Consider the following 19,792-nt stretch of genomic DNA (forward strand, 5'->3'; position numbering starts at 1 on the left):
AGAGGCAAATTATGAAAAGTTACCAAGAACTTGCAGATTCATGTATTGAATGTAACAAATGTCTTGATGTATGTCCTGTTACAAAAGTTACGGGCAATGACTCTTTTACACCCCGGGCTAAAATATCCCTTCTTAACCGTATTGAGGAAGGAAAAGAACTTACAGAAGACGAAATGAACAATGTGTATCTTTCGACACGCTGTGGTGCCTGCGATGATGTCTGTCCCGTGGACATTCCAATCACGGATATCATACAGAGGGAAAGACAACTGCTCGCAGAGCAGGGCAGGGAACCGGAGAAAACCGGAAAGATCTGTCAGAACATTCTGGTAAATAATGTGCCGGGACACATGGACGATGCTCATCGTTTTGACTGGATAACCAATAATCTGGAAATCGCTGAAAAGGCAGAAATTGCTTATATGGGTGGCTGCTGGGTATCCTTTGCTCAGCCGGAGATTGCACGTTCAACGATACAATTACTGAATGCTGCAGATATCAGGCCTATGTTACTTGAAGAGGAAAAATGCTGTGGTCTTTTCCTGATTGACAATGGCCATCTGGATGAAGCTGCAGGACATGCACGTAAATATGTGGATTACATCGAATCACAGGGAGTAAAAAAACTGGTGGTCTCCTGCCCGGGATGTTATGAGGTCATCGGGAAAGAGTATGCAAAATTAGGCCGAAAACCGGAATTTGAAGTGGTATTTTCTCTTGACCTCTTCAGTGAGCTTGTCAGGGAAGGCAGATTGCAGCCACGTAAGACCACGGGTACGGTTTCTCTGAGGGATGCATGTCCCATGAGGAAAGAAAAGAATGTTCCCAGACAGTTGATTTCATCGATGGGATATTCCATAGAAGAACTGTTTGAAGGTACGGTTTGTTGTGGTGCACCTGCAGGTGTCAAACCCAATTTCCCGGAAATATCAGGTAAAATAGCAAATCTAACCCTTGAAAACCTTCAGGAAGGCAACACACTGGTAAGTTACTGTCCCTTTTGCCAGTATCATCTGGACGGTGTTTCCGGAAAGCCAAAACCAGTGATAAAAGATATCTCTACGTTGCTTGCAGAACAAACACTTTGAAATCATTCGATCTGCAAAATTTTCAGCATATTGGTACCTCCCGGTTTACCGGGAGACTGGCCTTCTGTGAAGACTATAAGATCGCCCTCTGATGCGATCTGATTTTCTTTCAGTAACCTGTTTGCGGTTTGTTCCCAGCTACCGCCTTTATTCGGGGAATATATAGGATAAACCCCGTATGAAAGGGTAAGCGTTTCACATATTTCCTGCCTTCTGCTCATAGCGAATATCCAGCAATCGGGTTTAAGCCGGGAAATCCTGCGTGGAGTCTGGCCGGAAATGGTGGGTGTTACAGTGTGGTCTACTTTCAAACGCTTGATGGCCTGATAAACCTGCAGGGCAATAACATCACTTACTGACATGGTAAGTTCATCGATGCCCTTTGTAAGCAACTCGGTCCCCCAGCCGGTTTCATTCCTCCATTTTTCGGTCCTTGAAGCGATTCCAGTCATCATCAATACAGTTTCAATCGGGTATCTTCCTACTGCCGTTTCCCCGGAAAGCATCAGGGCATCTGTACCGTCAAGTATTGCATTTGACACATCAGTTGCCTCTGCACGTGTTGGGCGAATATTTTCTGTCATTGATTCAAGCATATGTGTTGCAGTAATGACAGGTTTGCCCCGCAGATTTGCCTTATGTATAATCTCTTTTTGCAAAACCGGCACTTGCTGGATCGGGGTTTCCACTCCCAGATCACCTCTTGCAAGCATTATGGCATCGGTATGATCAAGAATATCATCTATGTTTTTTACAGCTTCTTCCCTTTCTATTTTTGCCACGACATAAATGGACTCACCATGCTGCTGGGCAAATTGTCGCAGTTTTTCAATATCAGATGAATTTTCTACAAACGAGAGACTGAATATGTTTATTCCTTCCTCAAGGGCAAACTTCATGAACCTCAGGTCGTCATCTGTCACAGCATCCAGAAATATCTTGGACCCTGGCAAATTTACCCCTTTGTGGGATGTGAGATAACCCCCGATTTCAACCTTGCATTCCACTCCTTTATCTGTATTTCCCAGGCATCGAAGCTGGATAAAACCGTCATTAAGAAATACATTGCTTCCCGGGCTCACACTTTCATAAAGCCTTTTGTAATTAACAGGTATGATGTTTTTCCCACCTTCTATATCCAGAGGAGTGAGATAAACAGTATCTCCTTTTTCAAGGGTTAAAGGTTCATTTTCCAGATCGCCAACCCTTATTCTGGGACCTGGCAGATCGGCAAGTATGGCCACAGTTACTCCCAATTCAGTTGATAAACTACGGATCCTGTGAATAACTTCCCTGTGTTTTTCCAGATCACCATGAGAAAAATTAATCCTGGCTACATTCATCCCCTTAAGTATCAATTGCCTGAGTACGGGTTCGGGACTGGAGGCCGGTCCAATCGTGCATACAATTTTGGTACGGTGATCTGGTAGTTCCATATTTATACTCTTGTGTTTGTAAGAAGGTCAACTATTACTCTTCTTTCTTTTTGGATGTGGTGGCCTTGCACCATTCTTTCATCTCGCGGTCAGCTTCTGTTGTTTCTTCTTCATTACTGCTTACAAGTTCACACCAGTCATCTATTTCCTCTTCAGCAGTTTCCCCGGGCTCTTCTTCCTTTTTCTTAATAGGTTTTGGTTCATTTGATGGTGTAGGCATATAATCACTCCCTTTGCGGCTTGTCCTTTTGTACAAGTATAGTATCCTCTATATTAAGGCGTGCAGTATACTCATCGATATCTATGACAGTGCTCTTTTTTATTTCTATTCTTTTGGAGTATAAGGGACAGTCAAGAACGAAACTTTCAAATTCTCCACCTTCTCCGGCGATGTTCAGTCCGATTTTTTCATTCAGTTTTACCAGTTCATAGATCTCGTTTTTGGTAATTTCCTTGCCCAGCCACTTGCTGCTTAAACCATAGGCTGCAATGCTACTGAATAGAAAATGAAAATTTTCTTCCATTAATTTGTACATTTCTTCTTCCTGATCCATGTGCCAGAGGGGTGAATATACATGCATCCCAAGTTCTGAGCAGATATTTTCGATTCGCTCTTTCTGGTAAGTTGAATACAGGGCACCGGTTACAACTCCTTCGATCCCGTATTCTTTTTTTGCCCTTTCGATTGCTTTTTTCAAGTCGCCAAGCTCAACTTCCTTTTCACCTGCGGTTTCCTGTTCCAGAAGGGGGATTCCCATGGCCTGGGATTGCAGGGATGCCATATTGATATTGGGCGTATGGAACATATAGGAATCCGGATTCTTGCTTTTAACTGTGATCAGGCATTCGATCGGATAACCTGCCTCTTTCATTTTGTACATTGCGAAGTGACAATCTTTTCCTGAACTGAACAGTACTCCCAGTTTGGGTTTGTAGTTTTTTTCCATGCTCTTCAGATAATCCGTTTTATTTTTATAACCAGCTCGTTTTGCCAGTTTTTCAATAGCCCTGTCAAACTTACTCCCATACTGGGCCGCCTTTTTACCCCTGAATGCAAACTGTGCAGGAATTCCAGATATTTCAGCCACCTGGCGCAGTATCATCTTATTGCCCTTTTCATTAAGCTTAAGGGTAGCAGGAATCCCCAGGGCATATTCTGCAACATGCCTGTTCAGGAAGGGGGAGCGTAAGTCCAGTTGCAATTCGGATACAATCAGCCCGTCCCTGTACGTATCTTCCAGATGGATATTTAAGGCATCCTTCAGGCATTCATTGTTCAGGTCAGTTGCTCTTTTGTGCCTGTTATAGCCACCGAAAATTTCATCTGCCCCGCTACCTGTAAAAAGAACGTTGATCCCGTCCTCTTTTGCTGCCCTGGATGCTATATAAGTCGGCAGGGCAACCCCAACCATGGGTACGCTTGTAGTTTCTATCAGAGGAATGAGTTTTCTAAGTATTTCTTCTGTATCTTCAAGGGATGTTTCAATAACTTTCAGAGGTAACTCCAGCTCTTTTGCTATTTTTAGGGCATGCTGCACATCGGCTGCTTGTACCTCACTTTCAAGTCCTGCTACATAGCAACAAATATCTTGCTTGCTATATTTTTTACACAGCATGCTTACAAGTGTGGAATCCACACCTCCTGAAAACAAAATTCCTATCTTGGAAGAAGGAAGACACCTGTTGACAGAATCCCCAAGCAGACGATATAACTGGTCTATGATTTCATCAGGTTGTTTTGTTGCAGGTTCAGCTGATGGTTTCAGTTTACAGTCAATGTATGTATCTAATTTCCCTTCTTCTGTATCATAGCTAAGGGTACTTCGGGGGTCAACCTTCTCAATATTATAGTAACCAGCCATTTCAAGATATTTCTTTTCGGATGCAACAGCAAAGCCATCTTCTGTGGAATACCAGAGAGATTTCACTCCTAACAGATCAGTTCCACAGGTAATCCACCTGTTGTTTCTTGTTATAAAAGCAAAACCACCAATTAAGTTTTCCTTAAAATCTTCGAGAAACGCTGTATCTTGCAGTCTCCCTTTTTTATCTCTCAGGAGAGTATTCAGTTTTTCTGCAAAATCATGAGATTTGATTTCACATAAACCGCTATCTATAATTGTTGTAGTTGATTTCTTATTTCCGTTGGTATTGGATTTTCCATTTATTTCCATTAATAAATGATTTGCAGTGGAAATTATAATTTCAGTTTGCCCTTTCCCAATTTTTTCAATGATGTTATTTTTTGTTGCAATACTCATATGAGGATTGAATATTGAAATTAGCTTTTGCATCATGTGAATTAATACCTGCCACTTATTATTTCTTGTCCATCCAGTTGGTAAACATTGTCATTGTTTATCGTGGACTTTGTTTTGTATTTTGTTACAGGTCCAAACAGTTTCTTCTCCAATTATTTATATACTTCTTCTAACAAATGAAATCTACAGAGACAATAAACCGCAATCAAATATGTTTGCAGAATTTTGAGACTCTAAATGTGATACCTGTATGGGAGTGTTCAAAAATGGAATATATTATTTTTACTGATCTTGACGGCACTTTAATCGATCGTGATAGCTATTCATATGAAGCTGCCCTTCCTGCAATAAAATTGATTGATCAGAAGAATATCCCTCTGATTTTCTGTACCAGTAAGACCCGCGCTGAAATAGAAGTTTATGTCAAAGAATTAAATATTCATCATCCCTTTATTTCTGAGAATGGTGGGGCTATTTTTATCCCTCGTGGTTATTTCAATGTGGACTTTGAGTATACAAGAGAAAACGGGGATTATGAAATAATTGAACTTGGAACCCGCTATGAAGAGCTTCGCAGGGTACTTTCAATTATTCGGGATCGTACCTCTCTTCCTATTACTGGTTTTGGTGATATGAACGCTGAAGAGGTAAGTAAGGATACGGGTCTTGACATAGAATCCGCAACCCTTGCCAAAAGCAGGGAATATGATGAAGCGTTTAAAATGGAAGACGATGCAGGAACAGAACTGCTCAAAGAGCACATTCTTGCACAGGGGTTGAATTTCACCAGAGGCGGAAGATACTGGCATTTGATGGGAGATAATGATAAAGGAATGGCAGTTTCGATCCTGACTGAATTATACAGGAAAATTCATCCCTCTGTGGTAAGTGTGGGACTGGGGGATAGCCAGAACGACCTGCCCATGTTACAGACAGTGGATGTGGCTTTCCTTGTCCAGAAACCTGGCGAAAGGCATGATCCAACTATTGAAGATGATGATATAAACAGGGTTGACGGCATAGGACCCGAGGGATGGAACCGTGCAATTCTTAAATTAATCGGATCTAATGAGAGCAGAGATACAGTTTGATCTTAAAATAAGGGGGAATTATTGTGATACGACTTGAAAATATGCTACCCAAGGCTTTTCTTGTAGGCATAATCGAAATGGTGGATATGGTAGGGCCGGAAAAGACTTACCACTGGATTGAATCCATTGGTTATAGGCTTGCTGAGATTGAAGGTCCCGGATTTGAGGGCGCAAGGGATGACAATATAAACTATTTACCTGTATGTCCGTTTGGCAATGATCTTGTCGAGTTTATAGAAATATATGGGGAAAGGCCAGAAGAATACCAGCAACTAATTGATTATGTAAAGGATCAGAAACAACAATCTGAAGAGGGATGGAACTATCCTGCGCTTTCCAGTGCCCTGGGGATATTGCATTACAGCTACAGTAGAAAACGTGCGGAGCTGGCAGGTGCCAAACTCCTTAATCTGGGTAGTAAATCACCTGTAAGTAAAGCAAAAGAATATAATGAACAGGCCATTGAAAGGTCCGGTATCTCAAAGGATGAAGTTTCCGGCTATCTTGATAAATCATTTTCCGTATTTAAAATCGAATATCCTGAAGAGGAGTGATCCTATTGAATTATCTGGAAGCCCACAGGCTTTATGAAAACAGTGTCAAGATTCTACGTAAAAATCAGCATGAAAAGGGTGGATTCTATGCAAGTCCTCCCGGTACAAGATATCCTTTCATCTATCCCAGGGATCATTCGATGGATATCCTTGGTGCAATAGATGCTGATCTTATGGACCAGGCCCGCAAAGGGCTCGAATTTATGTTGAATGCCCAAAAACCTCTGGGTGAATTTTCCCAGAGGTATGATATAGACGGTAATGATGCAAGTTATAAGGATTTGCAGATAGACGGAAACGGTCTTGTCCTTTATGCGCTTGGGAAGTATTTTGAGGCCACAGGTGGCTCATTTTTTGATAAGATGGCTGATAAGAAGTTCATCGAAGAATACTGGCATGTTGTAGAAAAAGCAGTCGGTTTTATCCTGATGAATAAAAACGAAGAAGTTGATCTTATCCATACAGTTAACAGCATTCATGAATATCCGGCTTATGAGCATGGTTTTGAGATTTATGCCAATTGTGCATGCTGTGCAGGTGTACTGGAAGCCGTGAAGATGGGTGAGGCTCTGGGCAAGGACGTCTCAAATTGGAAGGAAGAAGGAGGAAAGATCAGGAACGCCATCATGACACGTCTCTACACTCCCCGCAGGCGTTCCTTTATAAAATGTATCCGTGTGAAGGATAAGAGCAGTAACCCAATAGGTTATGATGCATTTGCCTCCAGTGTTATTGATGTGGATGCTGTGGAATATGCACCTGCCTATTTCGGCCTCCTCCCGGATTCGGATATTAAGATAAAATCTACAGTAAAAAGAATTCATGATAATTTATGGGACAAGGAAATCGGCGGCCTGAACCGTTACCCCGAACACTGGGACCGGAATAATGGTGGCTATGGTCCGTGGTGCCATTTTACCTGTGAACTTGCAAATCATTTCATCAACATTGATCAGAAAGAAATGGCGGAAATGTACCTGGGATGGGTAGTTGATATGGCTCATGAGTACCAGTTACCTGAACATATTTCAACCATAGAACGGTTTGAGATGTGGCTGGAGGATTATACCAATGCCAAAATTCTCAGGGACAGCAAGATGAAGATGATAGAACATGTCCGTGCCCATCCCAAGTGGAATGATGGACTTGCGTATGTCACTATTCCGCTGATATGGCCTCATGCCGAATATATCCGGGCCTATAAAAATTACATGAATAAGTACGGCTGATCTTTTTTATTTCTGGCAATTTGCTGCGAAGCCGCAATTTATCGGCCCGCAGCAATTGCACGCACAGGAAGCACTTTTCAATTACATGATGTTATTTTTCCGGGAAGAATTCAATAGCCTGCTCGAGTTCCCTGTGATTTTTGGCATAATCCTTGATATCAATTCCCTGCAGATAGGCATCACATGCCTGTATCAGTGCTTTGGCTCCTGATCGGGTTCCTTCCGGATGGGCATGTACTCCCGATCCCATGGTCGTGATGAAATCAACGTTGCCCATCACATCGATGAAGGGCTTCAGCCTTACGGGGTTCAATCCTCCGGAAACAATGGGACAACATTTTTTCATACCTCTCCAGCTGTCTTTTTCCAGGATCACATGGTGGGCTATGTCTTCATTCACAAGTTCTATGGCATCCTTGTCCGTTTCCATGATCTTGGCCCAGCTCTGGTCGAAGAAATGGCCATGTGAACTCAGGTACTGGATACCGTGGGCCGCAACAACATCTTCCTCGGGAGTTCCTTTCATTTTTCCGACTCCAGCGGTACCTGTGTGGATTCCGGAGGCGCCTGCCAGGCGTGCGAATTTAGACAGTACCAGCACGGAAAAACCAATTGGGTTCTCCGGACGTGTGAAGGCACCGTGGGCAGCCCTGTGGAAATGCAGGAAAACATCGGGATACCTTCTCCTGATGGTCTGGACAGCCATCCATCCGGCGGTAATACCGTCGATAAGGAAAGCGTAACTTCCCGGTTCAAACCCTGCATTCCTGATCATTTCGCAGCGCTCGATCATGGTGTCAAAGTCCGGTGCCGAGACGTTGAATGAATGCACTTTTTTCTTCCCGGTTTCCTTTACTGCTTTGTCCATGGCTTCCTTAACGTGCTTTACCATCTTGTCGTAGGGGCAGAAGTCCTGATTGGCCTGTGGCTCATCATTTTTGACAAAATCTCCCCCACCTGCCCAGAAGTCATAACAGACTTCGGCATATTCGGCAGATGTCAATCCCATCTTGGGTTTCACGATGGTACCGAGGATAGGCCTGTCGTAAACTCCGAGATAACTGCGCATGTCATCGACTGTGAAACCGGGTCCGTCATATTGTTCAAGCATTGAGGGGGGAAACCAGACATCCAGCAGTTTGAGGGCTGATATCTCTTTCATGCCCAGGACGTTTCCCACGATGTAGGTCAGGATATTCTGTACATTGCCTCCCCTGTCAAACAATCTCCATGGATAGGCTATCCATACAAGTTCTCTTTCCAGGTCCATCTGGTAGACCAGGGCATTCATGACCTTTGAGAACTTTGTCTCGGTATTTACCCTGAAATTAGTACCCGTTGATGATTCCGCTGCGATTTCAGCAGCTGCCTGTAACATATTCATTTCCCCGCCGGGAACGAGCCTGAAAACCGTAAGCAGGTATTCACCGTTGGTAGGGTCGGGCAACTCAAGGTTCACATAACCTTGCTGTTTGGGATTCAATGACTGGACTAACTCTTCAATTTTTGAGCTCATGATAAGAATAACAGTTTGTAATGTATTTTAGTTTTTGGAAGGAAACAAAATGCAGACTTCATCAACCCCAAAAACGTTTCGTTTTTGCATAGTTGCGTTCGGCTTCCATGATGTCCCTGTAAAAATCTTCCTCATCCACCTGCATCTTCTGGATGATACGGGTGGCGGTTTCCGGCCCAACGCCGCGGCTTGCCAGTGCAACAACTGCTGTCCTTCCCTGGGTCATTACGATGTTGGCATTGCGAAATACTTTCTGGATGCGTTTCTGGTCCTCTTTTGAATCCATTAGATCTTTTTTCTTAACCAGTTTAATCTCTTCTTCCTCCCAGGGTTTCAGGGCAGCTACCATCCGGGATTCACAGATCGGACATACAATATTCTCAGGTACATTTTTGACTTTTCGGCGGGATACCCATTTCGTACAGTGTACACAGAACAGGATCACTCTGTCGTTCTCAATACGGTTTTTCAGTGCTGTTATGATCGAACCTTCAGCTCTTTCCGGTGCTATCAGATCTTTTTTCGCATCGAAGCCTGCTCCACCCAGAGGTGATGGAGGACCAGTTGTAATGTTGATTTCTCCCTGTTGCACCTTTTCCAGTATTTCCTTTGTGCGACTTACATCCAGCATATTGTGGAAAATCTCTCTTAATACTTCATCGTACATAGCCGAGTTTTCATAAATGTCGATAAGTTTTTTCATGCTGATCTTATCGTAGTCCACTTCTTTGCTGATGGCACCGAATTTGCGGGCTACCTGCACCATCTTCCATTTCAAAAGGGAGGTATTTTTCAGTGTCATCTCCAGGATAGGTTCCACATGTTCGGGAAGTGTATCGGCTATCATGGAACGTATCTGTTCGGCACGGAAACTTACCGGCAGGGCGAGTTTAATGCGATAGGGATCTGTCTCCTGTCCAACACTGCTGCCAAAACGGGCCGCAAGAAGGGCTGTCAGTACCTTGCCCAGGGTCTCGTTGGTATTGTGCCCGAAACAGGCATTGATAACCATTCCATCTTCCTGCTTCTCGATAATGACCTGTCGGTCATGTGGCATTGGGCATTCCTGATCCACATGTTTTTTGATTAGCCTGAAAAAACCATCTGCTGAATATTTATCCACAGGATAGCGTTCCATCAATGTATTAATGATTTCCTTCTCTTCTGCACCTGTTGTAATCAGGTCTGCAGTTTCCCGGCGCAGTTTCCCGACTTCCTGTGCCACCTCGAAGGGAACGGGGATTTCCTCCCCCACCCAGCTGGGAATTTCCCCCATACTTCTCACCGGTTCAACCTTTATGCGCCCTCGTTCAGGATCGAGTTCCAGTACTCTCCACACCTCTCCCCGGGTTATGAAAATCGCTCCGGGATTGGCAAAGTTAACCACAAAGGCCTCATCCAGTGTCCCGACCGCCTTGCCGGTGACGATATCATAAACCTCGAACTTTCTCTCATCCGGAATCATGGAAAGGTTCTGGTAGTAATACTGCCAGCTCCTTTTGCGCCGACTGATGGTACTGGAACCTTTATCCCGCCACACAAGCCTGTTGTATGTTACCTGCTCCACAATCTTTTCCAGCGCCTGCAGGCTCAGGTCTTTGAAAGGGTAAGTTCGTCTGAGAATGGAAAGTATACGGGGAATCTCTATATCCCCGAAGTCCAGCACGATGCCTGAAAGCTGATTGGCAATTACATCCAGGGCCCCGCTCTGGGGAGAAATATCTTCCACTTTACCTTCTCTGGCAGCTCCAACGATGGCCATACTTTCGGCGATATCATCAAATTCCAGTGCAATGATCGTTCCTTCCGAAATTTCATGAATGCGATGTCCCGCCCTGCCAACCCTTTGCAGCAGCCGGGCAACCTGTCTGGGTGAGCCATACTGGATTACATGATCCACACTGCCGATATCGATTCCCAACTCCATAGAGGATGTACAGATAAGGCCTCGCAAATCCTCGTTCTTGAAGTTCTCTTCTGCTTCCAGACGGGCTTCATAGGACAGGGAGCCGTGGTGTACCCCGATGGGCAGGTCCAGCATCCTGAAACCCGATGCGAGCACTTCGGCACTTTGACGTGTGTTGACAAAAATCAGGGTGGATTTTTTTTGCATTACAATATCCTGAATGCAACGCAGATGTGTGGCCAGTTCCGCAGAACATCCTATATTACGTGCGGTTTTGAGGTCTTCATCTTCCATATGAGGGGTGACCACTTTGAACTTGAGCAGGCTGAGCATTTCCACTTTTACAATCTGCATATCTCTTTCTGCTCCTGCAAGGAAGGCTGCCACGACATCGGGATTGCCGACTGTTGCAGAAAGCCCTATTCTCTGGAATTCTCCCGACAGTTCCACCAGCCTTTCCAGCCCGATGGCCAGCTGTGCTCCCCTTTTGGACTCGGCAAGTTCATGGATCTCATCCACCACGATAAAACTCACATCTTCCAGGTTTTTGCGCAGCCTTTTACCTGTAAACATTGCCTGCAGGGTTTCAGGAGTGGTAATCAATAAATCCGGAGGATTCTTTGATTGCTTCTGGCGCTCATACTGGCTGGTATCCCCGTGTCGCACCATGACCTTGATATCGAGTTCCTGGCCCCACCATTGTATACGGTGCAGCATATCCCGGTTCAGTGCCCTCAGGGGTGTTATGTATAGAGCAGAAATGCCTTTCCTGTCTTCTGGTTTTTTGGAAAGGATGTGATCAAAAAGAGGAAGGATAGCAGACTCTGTCTTTCCCGAACCGGTGGGCGCAATAAGCAAAACGTTCCTGTCTTCCAGTATGGGTGGAATGGACTCTTGTTGGGGTTGGGTAGGTGTATGGAATTGCTGTTTTTCAAGGGCTTGTCTGATATGAGGATGTAACTGGCCAAATACCGTATCCATCACCGGTTCCCCCTCCTTTTGGATTTACGCTTTTTAGTAATACTGAGTTTTTTTATATCTTTCAGTTTGCCCATGTACATTCCGTCAAGCAGGTAAATGTCCGCATTTGCCACGTCAATGGAACCTGACGAGAATGCAGGACCGAGCAGGTCATCAAGAATCGCTTCGTTAAAAGCTACCCCTCCGCAGAGTTCATTGAATGCAGGAATAACTACAACATCAGGTTGTGTATCACTTTCCGGTATTTCAATACCGATCTTTTCAAAATGGTTTTTTAGTTTTTCATGATTCAATTTAGTTTTCACCCAGACCTGCTCGGATGTGGAATACCCCAGGCAGTCGGTGATTCGCAGGGTAGGATGATTGTGGGCTACAATTAGATGTTCTGCTGTGATAAGTCGTGGATCGGGCCATGTGTGGCCGTGGAAATATCCAACCCCCTCTATTATGTCACCTCTGGAAGGATGGAGGTGAATACCTTTGTTTTTTGGCAGCAGGAATTCAATTCCGCCGTCATGGTTTCCCGGGAAAATGTCGATTTCTGCATGGATGGCGAGTTTTTCGAGGAACATGGGTATCTCATCTCGCTCCTGCCATGAAATTTGTGGGACATTGTGCTTTATATCACCCAGCAGCACTATCCTGTCGGGTTTTGTCTGTTCGATATAACTTTCTATCTTTTTGAGTCGCCTTTCAAGACCGCTGGGAACCAGAAAACCACTGTTGTAGAGGTCCCACTCGATACCAATATGGATATCCGATATTACAAGGGAGCGGGATTGGCCCTTTACCAGCAAGGCAGGTTCATCCACTAGCGGCTCGATCTCAATTGTCATTTATTCCTTTCCTTTAACGCTGGTGTTTTTCAAGTTCATCAAGTCTGTTTGATAGGTCCTGTAATTTACTGTCAATGCCTTTGAGGTCTTCATGTACTTCTATCAGACGGTTGTACATCGGGCTGCGTGCGTCCTTTACTGCCTGCTCTTGGGAGAATTTCTGCTTACTGGGAACTATATAAACATAGGCAAACCACATACCTGTGAAAGCCACGAGAAACAGGGCTATTACAAAGAATAAATAATGAGGAAACAGGGTGCGTATGAAAGAATCCCCTTCGCTATAATATTGCAATCTGGTGATCATCAGGAAGTTCATCAAGGAGAAAAGGAACATTGTTTCTCCTACAAGTACAAGTAGTCCTCCCAATTTTGTGGACATGCTTTTTTGCCGGGGTAATATCTTATCGAACATAATTCATTTCTCCCTGTGGAATAATGACACCTGTTATATGATTATTTTTTCAGAAGGTAGAAATCTGACTATTATCATTTTTCCTAATTGTATATTTGATTGTCGCGCATAATATTCATGCACTTTTATATATTTATAACTTGAATATAGAAATAAATATATAAACAAGCTTTATGTTATCTTGTCTGGCGATTATTTTATGAAGCGAATAACAGGTTTTTTAATAGCTATTTTAATTTTGTCAACTCTGGGAATGGGTTGTACCGAATCGACAGAAGAACCTGCCACCGAATCGGCAGATATCACCATAGGTGCTCTTTTACCAGTAACAGGTGACCTTGATTCTATCGGTGTGGCAAGCCAGACAGCTCTTGAGTTATCCAGTAAAGACATTAATGATTATTTCTCAGGACTTGGTTCAGATAAGCATGTGGAAGTGGTAATTAAGGATACTGAGGACAATCCGGCTAAAGCGCTGGAACAACTCAAAGCACTTGATGAGATGGGTATAAAGATTGTTATTGGTCCCCAGTCAAGTAACAATGCAGAAGCAGTTTTGGAGTATGCTGAAAACAATGGTATAGTTCTCTTGAGTACTGCCTCCACAGCTCCTTCTCTGGCTGTAGCTGATGATAACCTCTTCAGGCTTGTGCCTGATGACAGTAATCAGGGAATGGTTCTCGCTACAATGATGAAAGAAGAAAAAGTCGATACTGTAATTCCAATTTACAGGAACGATACATGGGGTAATGGTCTGAGTGAAGAAACTGCAAAGCACTTTGATGGAACAGTAATGGAAGGAATCAGCTATGACTCTGCAACTGAGGATTTTTCCGCAGAAGTTAAAGCCTTGAATGAAAAGGTAATTTCTGCAACATCCGATTCCAATGAGGATTCAGTGGCAGTTCTCCTGTGTTCTTATGAAGAGGTTATGGAAATCTTCTCACTGGCCGAAGAATATCCTGCACTATCAAATGTCAAGTGGTATGGTAGTGATGGTGTAGCCCTAAATGAAAAGTTACTTGAAGAGGAAGTTGCCGGTTTTGCTGTGAAAACCAACCTCAGAGCACCAATCTATGGCTATGAGGAAGAAAACGACCGCTACCAAGTAATCGAATCCAGAATTGAGGAAGAACTCGGCAGGGCTCCTGAAACTTATGCACTGGCTGCATATGATGCTCTTTGGCTAACCACATTTGTGGACCTCGATGCATTGCCTGAGAATGATGAAAGCACAAAACTGGCAATGAATACCCTTTCAGATACTTACTTCGGTGTCACCGGCTGGACAAAGCTGGATGAAAATGGTGACAGGGTACACTGGGATTACGACATCTGGGCAATCAATGAGAATGATGGGAATTACGAATGGAAACTTGATGCCAGGTATCAGGTCGACCCAGGAGAAGAAGGTAAATTGATGTACGTTGAATAAAAGTGGTGTCTGTCACCACACGTTTTCTTTTTTGTCTTCCTATAAAGTCACCGATTCCCATTTTTAATTTGTCGAAAACCTTATATTTTATTGTGGTTCACTTGGGTGAATATCTTTTATGGGCCCGTAGTCTAGCCGGTTATGACGTCGCCTTCACACGGCGGAGATCCTGGATTCGAATTCCAGTGGGCCCATTGAATTCTCAATACTTCCTTTCCCCGAATATAGCCGAACCCACACGCACCATCGTAGCCCCTTCCTCTATGGCTACCATGTAGTCATTGGACATACCCATTGATAATTCCTGAATATCGATGTTGCCCCCGTTTTCCTGCTTCATTTCATCAAAAAGGGCTTTCATCTTTTGGAAATAGGGACGGGTTTGTTCGGCAGGGACAAAAGGAGGGATGCACATCAGCCCTTCCACACGGATATTTTGAAGGGAGCGAATTTCGTTTATCACTTCTTTGATCCTGTCCAGCCTGAAACCATGTTTCTGTGGCTCATTGCCTATGTTTACCTGAAGGAAGACCCTTTGCACCTTATCGATATCCCCGGCTCTAGTGTCAATATTATTTATTACTTTCAGGGAGTCGACTGACTGGATAACATCAAAATACTCCACGGCCCTTTTGACTTTGTTAGTCTGCAGATGGCCTATCAGATGTGTTTCACAGGGCAGGATTTTCTCACTTTTATCTTCATATTCCTGAACCCGGTTCTCTCCGATTATGGTAGCTCCGGCCCGGATGGCTTCGTTGATCCTTTCAGGTTCAATAGTCTTGGTGACACAAACAAGTGTCTTGTCCCCGATTTCCTCGAGAATCCTCTTGATATTTTCATCGACTGGCATTGATGTCCCCGTGATGCTTTATTCAAAATCTGGTATATTTAAATCATTCTGATTGTGAATTTTATTCTGGTATCTGCCGGCAAGATGGGAAGTGATAGGAATACTTTTTCAAAGCATTTTATTAAAACCACAGGAAAAATTATCATTCATTAGTATCAACATAGTTTCGGTATATAATTGTTAGACTTGCAGCTATTGACAAATCTCAGGGGTAGATGTTTGTGTTAAGGGAAATTCATTGTTTGGAGTTCCCTGCATTTGATAAACAATCCTGTCACATGAATGCTACATATAATAGGGGAATTTTGGAGGAAATGCATGGCAAAATACAGATGTTCGGTTTGTAACTGGGTTTATGATGAGGAGGCTGAAGGACAGGATTTTGATTCACTGCCTGATGACTATACATGTCCGGTATGCGGGGCTCCCAAATCCGCTTTTGTTCCTGAAGGCGGGGAAAAGGAAGATGAATCGGTAGAAACGACTGTTGCCGATAAGATCGTCGAACAACTGGAAGCATTCGGTGTCAGGTTTGTCTATGGGATTCCCGGGGATTCCAACCTGCCCCTGATAGACTCCATCCGCAGGAGTGATAAAATAAAATTCATTCTCACAAGACACGAAGAGACCGCTGCTTTCATGGCTTCTGCGCATGGAAAAATCACCGGCGGGCTGGGGGTCTGTATCTCCATAGCGGGTCCCGGCTCTACAAACCTTATCACCGGCTTAATGGACGCTGCAACTGATAGAAGTCCGGTACTTGCCTTTGCCGGTCAGGTGGCAGAGGTCTATCTTGGTAGTGAGGCCTTTCAGGAGATCGACCAGATAGAACTGTTCTCCCCCTTTGCTGAATTTACAGAAACCATTGCCCGGGAGAATCAGGCGCTCGGTCTGGTCACAAGGGCTACTAAATATGCCTTCAAAAAACCCGGTGTTGCGGTACTCAGCACACCCACTGATATCCTTGCCGGCAAACTTAACGGGGATGTATATTCCGCAGAAAAGAGGTTGTTTTCAAACCAGACTGCTCCCAGGTCTGAAGATGTAAAAAAGGCTGCAGAATTGATAAACAATCACGGGAAAGTCACTCTCTTTGCAGGTTGGGGCTGTCGCCACAGTGGTGAATTGCTAACACAACTTTCACAAAAAATCAAAGCCCCAATTGCCACCACTTCTAGGGCCAAGGGTGTGGTACACGAAACCGATCGTTATAGTCTGGGTGTACTTGGTTCAATAGGGTCAAAACATGCAGCAAAAGCTGTACAAAATAGTGACCTTCTAGTTATCATAGGTTCGGGTTTCAGACAGGCCAACCTTGTTCCTTCAGGAATCAAAATTGTCCAGATAGATATCGATCCGACCAAAACCGGAAAGACCTTTGATGTAGATGCAGCTATTGTCGCAGATGCGGATCTTGTACTAAGGGATCTTCTCCCCCTTGTTGATGAAAAGGAAGAAAACACTGGGTTTTTAGAACACATCGACCGGATGAAAAAGGAGCATTATGAGGAACTGGAGGCTGATGCAAAGGACCTCTCCATCCCTGTAAATCCCGGTTATGTGATACAGGCCATTAAACGCCATGCAGCCACTGATGCTATAATTTGTTTAGATGTGGGCGACCATACATACTGGTTCTACAAGAAATTCATGTGTGAAGGGCAGAAGACTTTCATGTGTGCTAATATTGCCAGTATGGGATTCGGACTGCCGGCGGCCCTTTCGGCAAAACTTGATAATCCTGACAGGCAGGTAATTTGTGTCACAGGAGATGGCGGGTTTGGAATGCTTATGGCTGATTTCACCACTGCTGTGCGTGAAGAGCTTGGGATCAATGTCATTGTCTTTAATGACGGCAAACTCAAGAACATAAAAAAAGAAGAACTAAGGTCCAGTTATCCTGAATTTGGTGTTAGTTTCCCCAATCCCAATTTTGCGGAATATGCAAACACTACCGGAGGCGAAGGTTACAGGATAGAGGATCCGGCAAAACTGGATGAAGCTCTTGAAGAAGCATTCAAATCCACCAGACCTACTCTTATCGATGTGGTTGTAGATCCTGATAAGACTGCTGCAAGTACCAAAAGAGCGGATTGAATATAACAGTGATATATGCCGGCTATATGATGTCCTGCCGGCAAAATTCATTTTTTTGGTTTGGGTAAAACGCAACTTTTTAACCAATAATTCCCAAAATAGAAGTATATGGCACGTAAACTAGATGAAAAAGACATAAATTTACTGAAAAAGCTTGCACCTGAGTGCAGTGATCTGGAATGTAGCAGTTCAGGTGTCAATTTCAAGTCAATCCTGCCACCTGTTGCAAATCATTTCTCCAAGGATATATCTGATTTCTCCCATCGTCTGGAGTCACTCTCAGAAAAGGAACTGGAATATCTGCTGGATCTGATAAAAGATGGCAGAGAAAGTCTTGGTTGCTTGAGACCGGATTATGTCATGGCTTTTCAGGAAATAATTGCCAGTAGGGTGGGAGGAAAACAGGCTGGTGAAATTATCAGGATTTATACTGCTAATGATATCTGTGAATAAATTGTAGAAAGGCAATAAACCTGTAAATCCTAGCATTCTATCTTAATTCTCTTTTTACCATCTGGCTGACGTAAGGTTTATTAGATATTATGCAACATCTATTCACGATTGTGAAAAACCAATAATGGAAATTTTACGGAGGAAGGCAATGAAGGATGCATTAAAAACACTGAGAGAAACAAAACCATTGGTCCATCATATCACCAACTGGGTTACAATTTATGACTGTGCAAATATAACAAGGGCTTTTGGCGCTCTTCCCGTAATGGCTCATGCTGTAGAAGAATGTGCTGATATGACTAAAATTTCCTCTGCTCTTGTACTTAACATCGGAACCCTGACGTCTGAACTTATTGAATCCATGATAATTTCCGCAAAGGCTGCAAACAAAAAACAAATTCCTGTTGTACTCGATATAGTAGGAGTAGGGGCAACCCAATTCAGAAACCAAATGGCTGCAAAGATCCTTGACAGTGCTCATGTTGATATCATTAAAGGCAACTATTCTGAGATTGCAAAACTGGCAGGTGAAAATGCCCGCACAAAAGGAGTTGAAGCAACTTCTATCAATGCTGATCCCGGCCGGCTTGCAAAGAATTTGGCCATCTCAAGATCATGTACTGTTGTGATGACCGGCAAAGAAGATATAGTCAGTGATGGTTCAAGGATATTTTCCATAAAAAATGGCCATGCAGAAATGGGTTCAATTGTGGGCACCGGTTGCATGGCTGCTTCAATAATTGGTTCATTTGCAGCTCTGAACGATGATTTCTGTGATGCAGCAATAGATGCTTTATCTTTCTTTGGGGTTGCCGGGGAATTTGCGGCTGCTAAGTCAACCGGCAGCGGCAGTTTCAAGATGCATTTATATGATGAAGTATCCGGGCTTACTGATGAAAAAGCAGGACCTATGACTAATGTTGAGAGTATTGAAGGCTGAATTATAGATTTATGAGGGTCTACATTTATGGCATTCTGGAAATCTTTGCTTAAAGATATTGATTTCTACCTTGTGACAGATTCCGGCCTATCCAGGAAAGGTACATTGTCCGATGTAAAATGTGCAGTAGCGGCCGGGTGTAAGATTGTTCAGTATCGGGAGAAAGACAAGACCACAAAAGAGATGATTGAAGAGGCGATCTTGATCAGGAAAATATGTGGCGAAAATGCTATCTTTCTGGTAAATGACCGTATCGATGTAGCCCTGGCTGCAGGAGCTGATGGGGTACATATCGGACAGGACGATATGCCGATTGATTCTGCGAGAAGGATTCTAGGTGAAAATAAGATAATCGGACTTACAGTCCATGATACAGATGAAGCAATCGAGGCAGAAAGAAAAGGAGCTGATTACGTAGGTTTCAGTCCGGTATTTGATACTACTACTAAAAAGGATGCGGGTATGGGTGTTGGGCCGGAAAGAATTCAGGCTGTGAGAAAGACAATTAATATTCCGATCGTTGCTATAGGGGGTATCAATAAAGACAACTGTATTTCAGTTATTGAAAAAGGAGTCGATAGTTTGGTTGCTATTTCCGCAATCGTTTGTAGTGATGATGTCAGGAGAGAAACAGAGTATTTCATTGAAACTATACGCAAAACAAAACAAAAATATATCCAGCAAAGTTAATGTAAAGTGAT

General features: G+C 43.6%; 17 protein-coding genes and 1 tRNA gene. 10 read left to right on the forward strand and 8 right to left on the reverse strand.

All coding sequences use genetic code 11. The features are described 5' to 3' along the window. Window positions 1–11 precede the first annotated feature (11 nt). The gene (locus MMAH_RS04635; protein WP_013037384.1) at window positions 12–1,088 is read left to right on the forward strand and encodes a (Fe-S)-binding protein; all 1,077 of its coding nucleotides are present in this window, start codon (window positions 12–14) and stop codon (window positions 1,086–1,088) included. Window positions 1,089–1,090: 2 nt separating this feature from the next. On the opposite strand, the gene pyk is transcribed toward MMAH_RS04635, so the two are convergent. The 3 genes from pyk to MMAH_RS10325 are packed head-to-tail and all read right to left on the reverse strand — an operon-like array spanning window position 1,091 to window position 4,698. Next, window positions 1,091–2,524, reverse strand: a complete 1,434-nt coding sequence (gene pyk, locus MMAH_RS04640; protein WP_013037385.1) for a pyruvate kinase — start codon at window positions 2,522–2,524, stop codon at window positions 1,091–1,093. A 34-nt stretch (window positions 2,525–2,558) separates the two neighbouring features. Then, window positions 2,559–2,744 carry a hypothetical protein gene (locus tag MMAH_RS04645; RefSeq protein ID WP_013037386.1) on the reverse strand — a complete coding sequence of 62 codons (186 nt, stop codon included), beginning with the start codon at window positions 2,742–2,744 and terminating at the stop codon, window positions 2,559–2,561. A gap of 4 nt (window positions 2,745–2,748) precedes the next feature. Continuing rightward, a complete protein-coding gene (locus tag MMAH_RS10325; protein ID WP_172632577.1) occupies window positions 2,749–4,698 on the reverse strand; it encodes a diphthine--ammonia ligase in 1,950 nt (649 codons plus the stop codon). A 353-nt stretch (window positions 4,699–5,051) separates the two neighbouring features. On the opposite strand from MMAH_RS10325, the gene mpgP reads away from it, so the two are divergent. From mpgP to MMAH_RS04665, 3 genes are read left to right on the forward strand one after another with little or no spacing between them, the layout of a single operon-like run. Next, the gene (mpgP, locus tag MMAH_RS04655) at window positions 5,052–5,876 is read left to right on the forward strand and encodes a mannosyl-3-phosphoglycerate phosphatase (protein WP_013037388.1); all 825 of its coding nucleotides are present in this window, start codon (window positions 5,052–5,054) and stop codon (window positions 5,874–5,876) included. A 23-nt stretch (window positions 5,877–5,899) separates the two neighbouring features. After that, complete coding sequence (locus MMAH_RS04660) at window positions 5,900–6,430, forward strand: hypothetical protein (protein ID WP_013037389.1); 531 nt, start codon at window positions 5,900–5,902, stop codon at window positions 6,428–6,430. Then, complete coding sequence (locus tag MMAH_RS04665; protein WP_245526258.1) at window positions 6,427–7,659, forward strand: glycoside hydrolase family 15 protein; 1,233 nt, start codon at window positions 6,427–6,429, stop codon at window positions 7,657–7,659. Before MMAH_RS04660 ends, MMAH_RS04665 begins: the two co-directional genes overlap by 4 nt. A 91-nt stretch (window positions 7,660–7,750) precedes the next feature. Here MMAH_RS04665 and MMAH_RS04670 read toward each other — a convergent pair whose 3' ends face one another. The 4 genes from MMAH_RS04670 to MMAH_RS04685 form a co-directional block, all read right to left on the reverse strand. Beyond that, window positions 7,751–9,175: a ribulose-bisphosphate carboxylase gene (locus MMAH_RS04670; RefSeq protein ID WP_013037391.1), complete on the reverse strand. Its 1,425-nt coding sequence runs from the start codon at window positions 9,173–9,175 to the stop codon at window positions 7,751–7,753. A gap of 61 nt (window positions 9,176–9,236) precedes the next feature. Further along, a complete protein-coding gene (locus MMAH_RS04675; RefSeq protein WP_013037392.1) occupies window positions 9,237–12,062 on the reverse strand; it encodes a DEAD/DEAH box helicase in 2,826 nt (941 codons plus the stop codon). Next, window positions 12,062–12,898, reverse strand: coding sequence for a metallophosphoesterase (locus MMAH_RS04680; protein ID WP_013037393.1), 837 nt, complete (start codon window positions 12,896–12,898; stop codon window positions 12,062–12,064). The genes MMAH_RS04675 and MMAH_RS04680 overlap by 1 nt, the downstream gene beginning before the upstream one ends. Before the next feature lie 13 nt (window positions 12,899–12,911). Then, complete coding sequence (locus MMAH_RS04685; protein ID WP_013037394.1) at window positions 12,912–13,313, reverse strand: hypothetical protein; 402 nt, start codon at window positions 13,311–13,313, stop codon at window positions 12,912–12,914. Window positions 13,314–13,512: 199 nt separating this feature from the next. On the opposite strand from MMAH_RS04685, the gene MMAH_RS04690 reads away from it, so the two are divergent. Together MMAH_RS04690 and MMAH_RS04695 are read left to right on the forward strand one after the other, a co-directional pair. Beyond that, window positions 13,513–14,748 carry an ABC transporter substrate-binding protein gene (locus MMAH_RS04690; RefSeq protein ID WP_013037395.1) on the forward strand — a complete coding sequence of 412 codons (1,236 nt, stop codon included), beginning with the start codon at window positions 13,513–13,515 and terminating at the stop codon, window positions 14,746–14,748. A gap of 120 nt (window positions 14,749–14,868) precedes the next feature. After that, window positions 14,869–14,942, forward strand: a tRNA-Val gene (locus MMAH_RS04695). An 8-nt stretch (window positions 14,943–14,950) separates the two neighbouring features. Here MMAH_RS04695 and MMAH_RS04700 read toward each other — a convergent pair. After that, on the reverse strand, window positions 14,951–15,601 hold the full coding sequence (locus MMAH_RS04700; protein ID WP_013037396.1) for a YggS family pyridoxal phosphate-dependent enzyme: 651 nt from the start codon (window positions 15,599–15,601) through the stop codon (window positions 14,951–14,953). Window positions 15,602–15,919: 318 nt separating this feature from the next. Between MMAH_RS04700 and MMAH_RS04705 the strand changes: the two genes are divergently transcribed. From MMAH_RS04705 to thiE, 4 genes are all read left to right on the forward strand, one after another. Then, complete coding sequence (locus MMAH_RS04705; RefSeq protein WP_013037397.1) at window positions 15,920–17,698, forward strand: thiamine pyrophosphate-dependent enzyme; 1,779 nt, start codon at window positions 15,920–15,922, stop codon at window positions 17,696–17,698. A gap of 108 nt (window positions 17,699–17,806) precedes the next feature. Further along, window positions 17,807–18,151 (forward strand): hypothetical protein, encoded by a 345-nt coding sequence (locus MMAH_RS04710; protein WP_013037398.1) that lies wholly within the window; start codon window positions 17,807–17,809, stop codon window positions 18,149–18,151. A gap of 148 nt (window positions 18,152–18,299) precedes the next feature. Continuing rightward, entirely contained in the window at window positions 18,300–19,091 is a 792-nt protein-coding gene (gene thiM, locus MMAH_RS04715) for a hydroxyethylthiazole kinase (protein ID WP_013037399.1), read from the forward strand. 27 nt (window positions 19,092–19,118) lie between these two features. Next, window positions 19,119–19,781: a thiamine phosphate synthase gene (gene thiE, locus MMAH_RS04720; RefSeq protein ID WP_013037400.1), complete on the forward strand. Its 663-nt coding sequence runs from the start codon at window positions 19,119–19,121 to the stop codon at window positions 19,779–19,781. Window positions 19,782–19,792 lie beyond the last annotated feature (11 nt).

The sequence above is a fragment of the Methanohalophilus mahii DSM 5219 genome (assembly GCF_000025865.1).
Taxonomy (GTDB): Archaea; Halobacteriota; Methanosarcinia; order Methanosarcinales; family Methanosarcinaceae; genus Methanohalophilus; species Methanohalophilus mahii.

Coding starts and splice junctions, on each gene's coding strand:
- MMAH_RS04685 (WP_013037394.1), bottom strand. CDS start 13,313: ATGTTCGATAAGATATTACCCCGGCAAAAAAGCATGTCCACAAAATTG.
- MMAH_RS04700 (WP_013037396.1), bottom strand. CDS start 15,601: ATGCCAGTCGATGAAAATATCAAGAGGATTCTCGAGGAAATCGGGGAC.
- MMAH_RS04680 (WP_013037393.1), bottom strand. CDS start 12,898: ATGACAATTGAGATCGAGCCGCTAGTGGATGAACCTGCCTTGCTGGTA.
- MMAH_RS04705 (WP_013037397.1), top strand. CDS start 15,920: ATGGCAAAATACAGATGTTCGGTTTGTAACTGGGTTTATGATGAGGAG.
- thiE (WP_013037400.1), top strand. CDS start 19,119: ATGGCATTCTGGAAATCTTTGCTTAAAGATATTGATTTCTACCTTGTG.
- MMAH_RS04670 (WP_013037391.1), bottom strand. CDS start 9,175: ATGAGCTCAAAAATTGAAGAGTTAGTCCAGTCATTGAATCCCAAACAG.
- pyk (WP_013037385.1), bottom strand. CDS start 2,524: ATGGAACTACCAGATCACCGTACCAAAATTGTATGCACGATTGGACCG.
- MMAH_RS04690 (WP_013037395.1), top strand. CDS start 13,513: ATGAAGCGAATAACAGGTTTTTTAATAGCTATTTTAATTTTGTCAACT.
- MMAH_RS04710 (WP_013037398.1), top strand. CDS start 17,807: ATGGCACGTAAACTAGATGAAAAAGACATAAATTTACTGAAAAAGCTT.
- thiM (WP_013037399.1), top strand. CDS start 18,300: ATGAAGGATGCATTAAAAACACTGAGAGAAACAAAACCATTGGTCCAT.
- mpgP (WP_013037388.1), top strand. CDS start 5,052: ATGGAATATATTATTTTTACTGATCTTGACGGCACTTTAATCGATCGT.
- MMAH_RS10325 (WP_172632577.1), bottom strand. CDS start 4,698: ATGGAAATAAATGGAAAATCCAATACCAACGGAAATAAGAAATCAACT.
- MMAH_RS04675 (WP_013037392.1), bottom strand. CDS start 12,062: ATGGATACGGTATTTGGCCAGTTACATCCTCATATCAGACAAGCCCTT.
- MMAH_RS04635 (WP_013037384.1), top strand. CDS start 12: ATGAAAAGTTACCAAGAACTTGCAGATTCATGTATTGAATGTAACAAA.
- MMAH_RS04645 (WP_013037386.1), bottom strand. CDS start 2,744: ATGCCTACACCATCAAATGAACCAAAACCTATTAAGAAAAAGGAAGAA.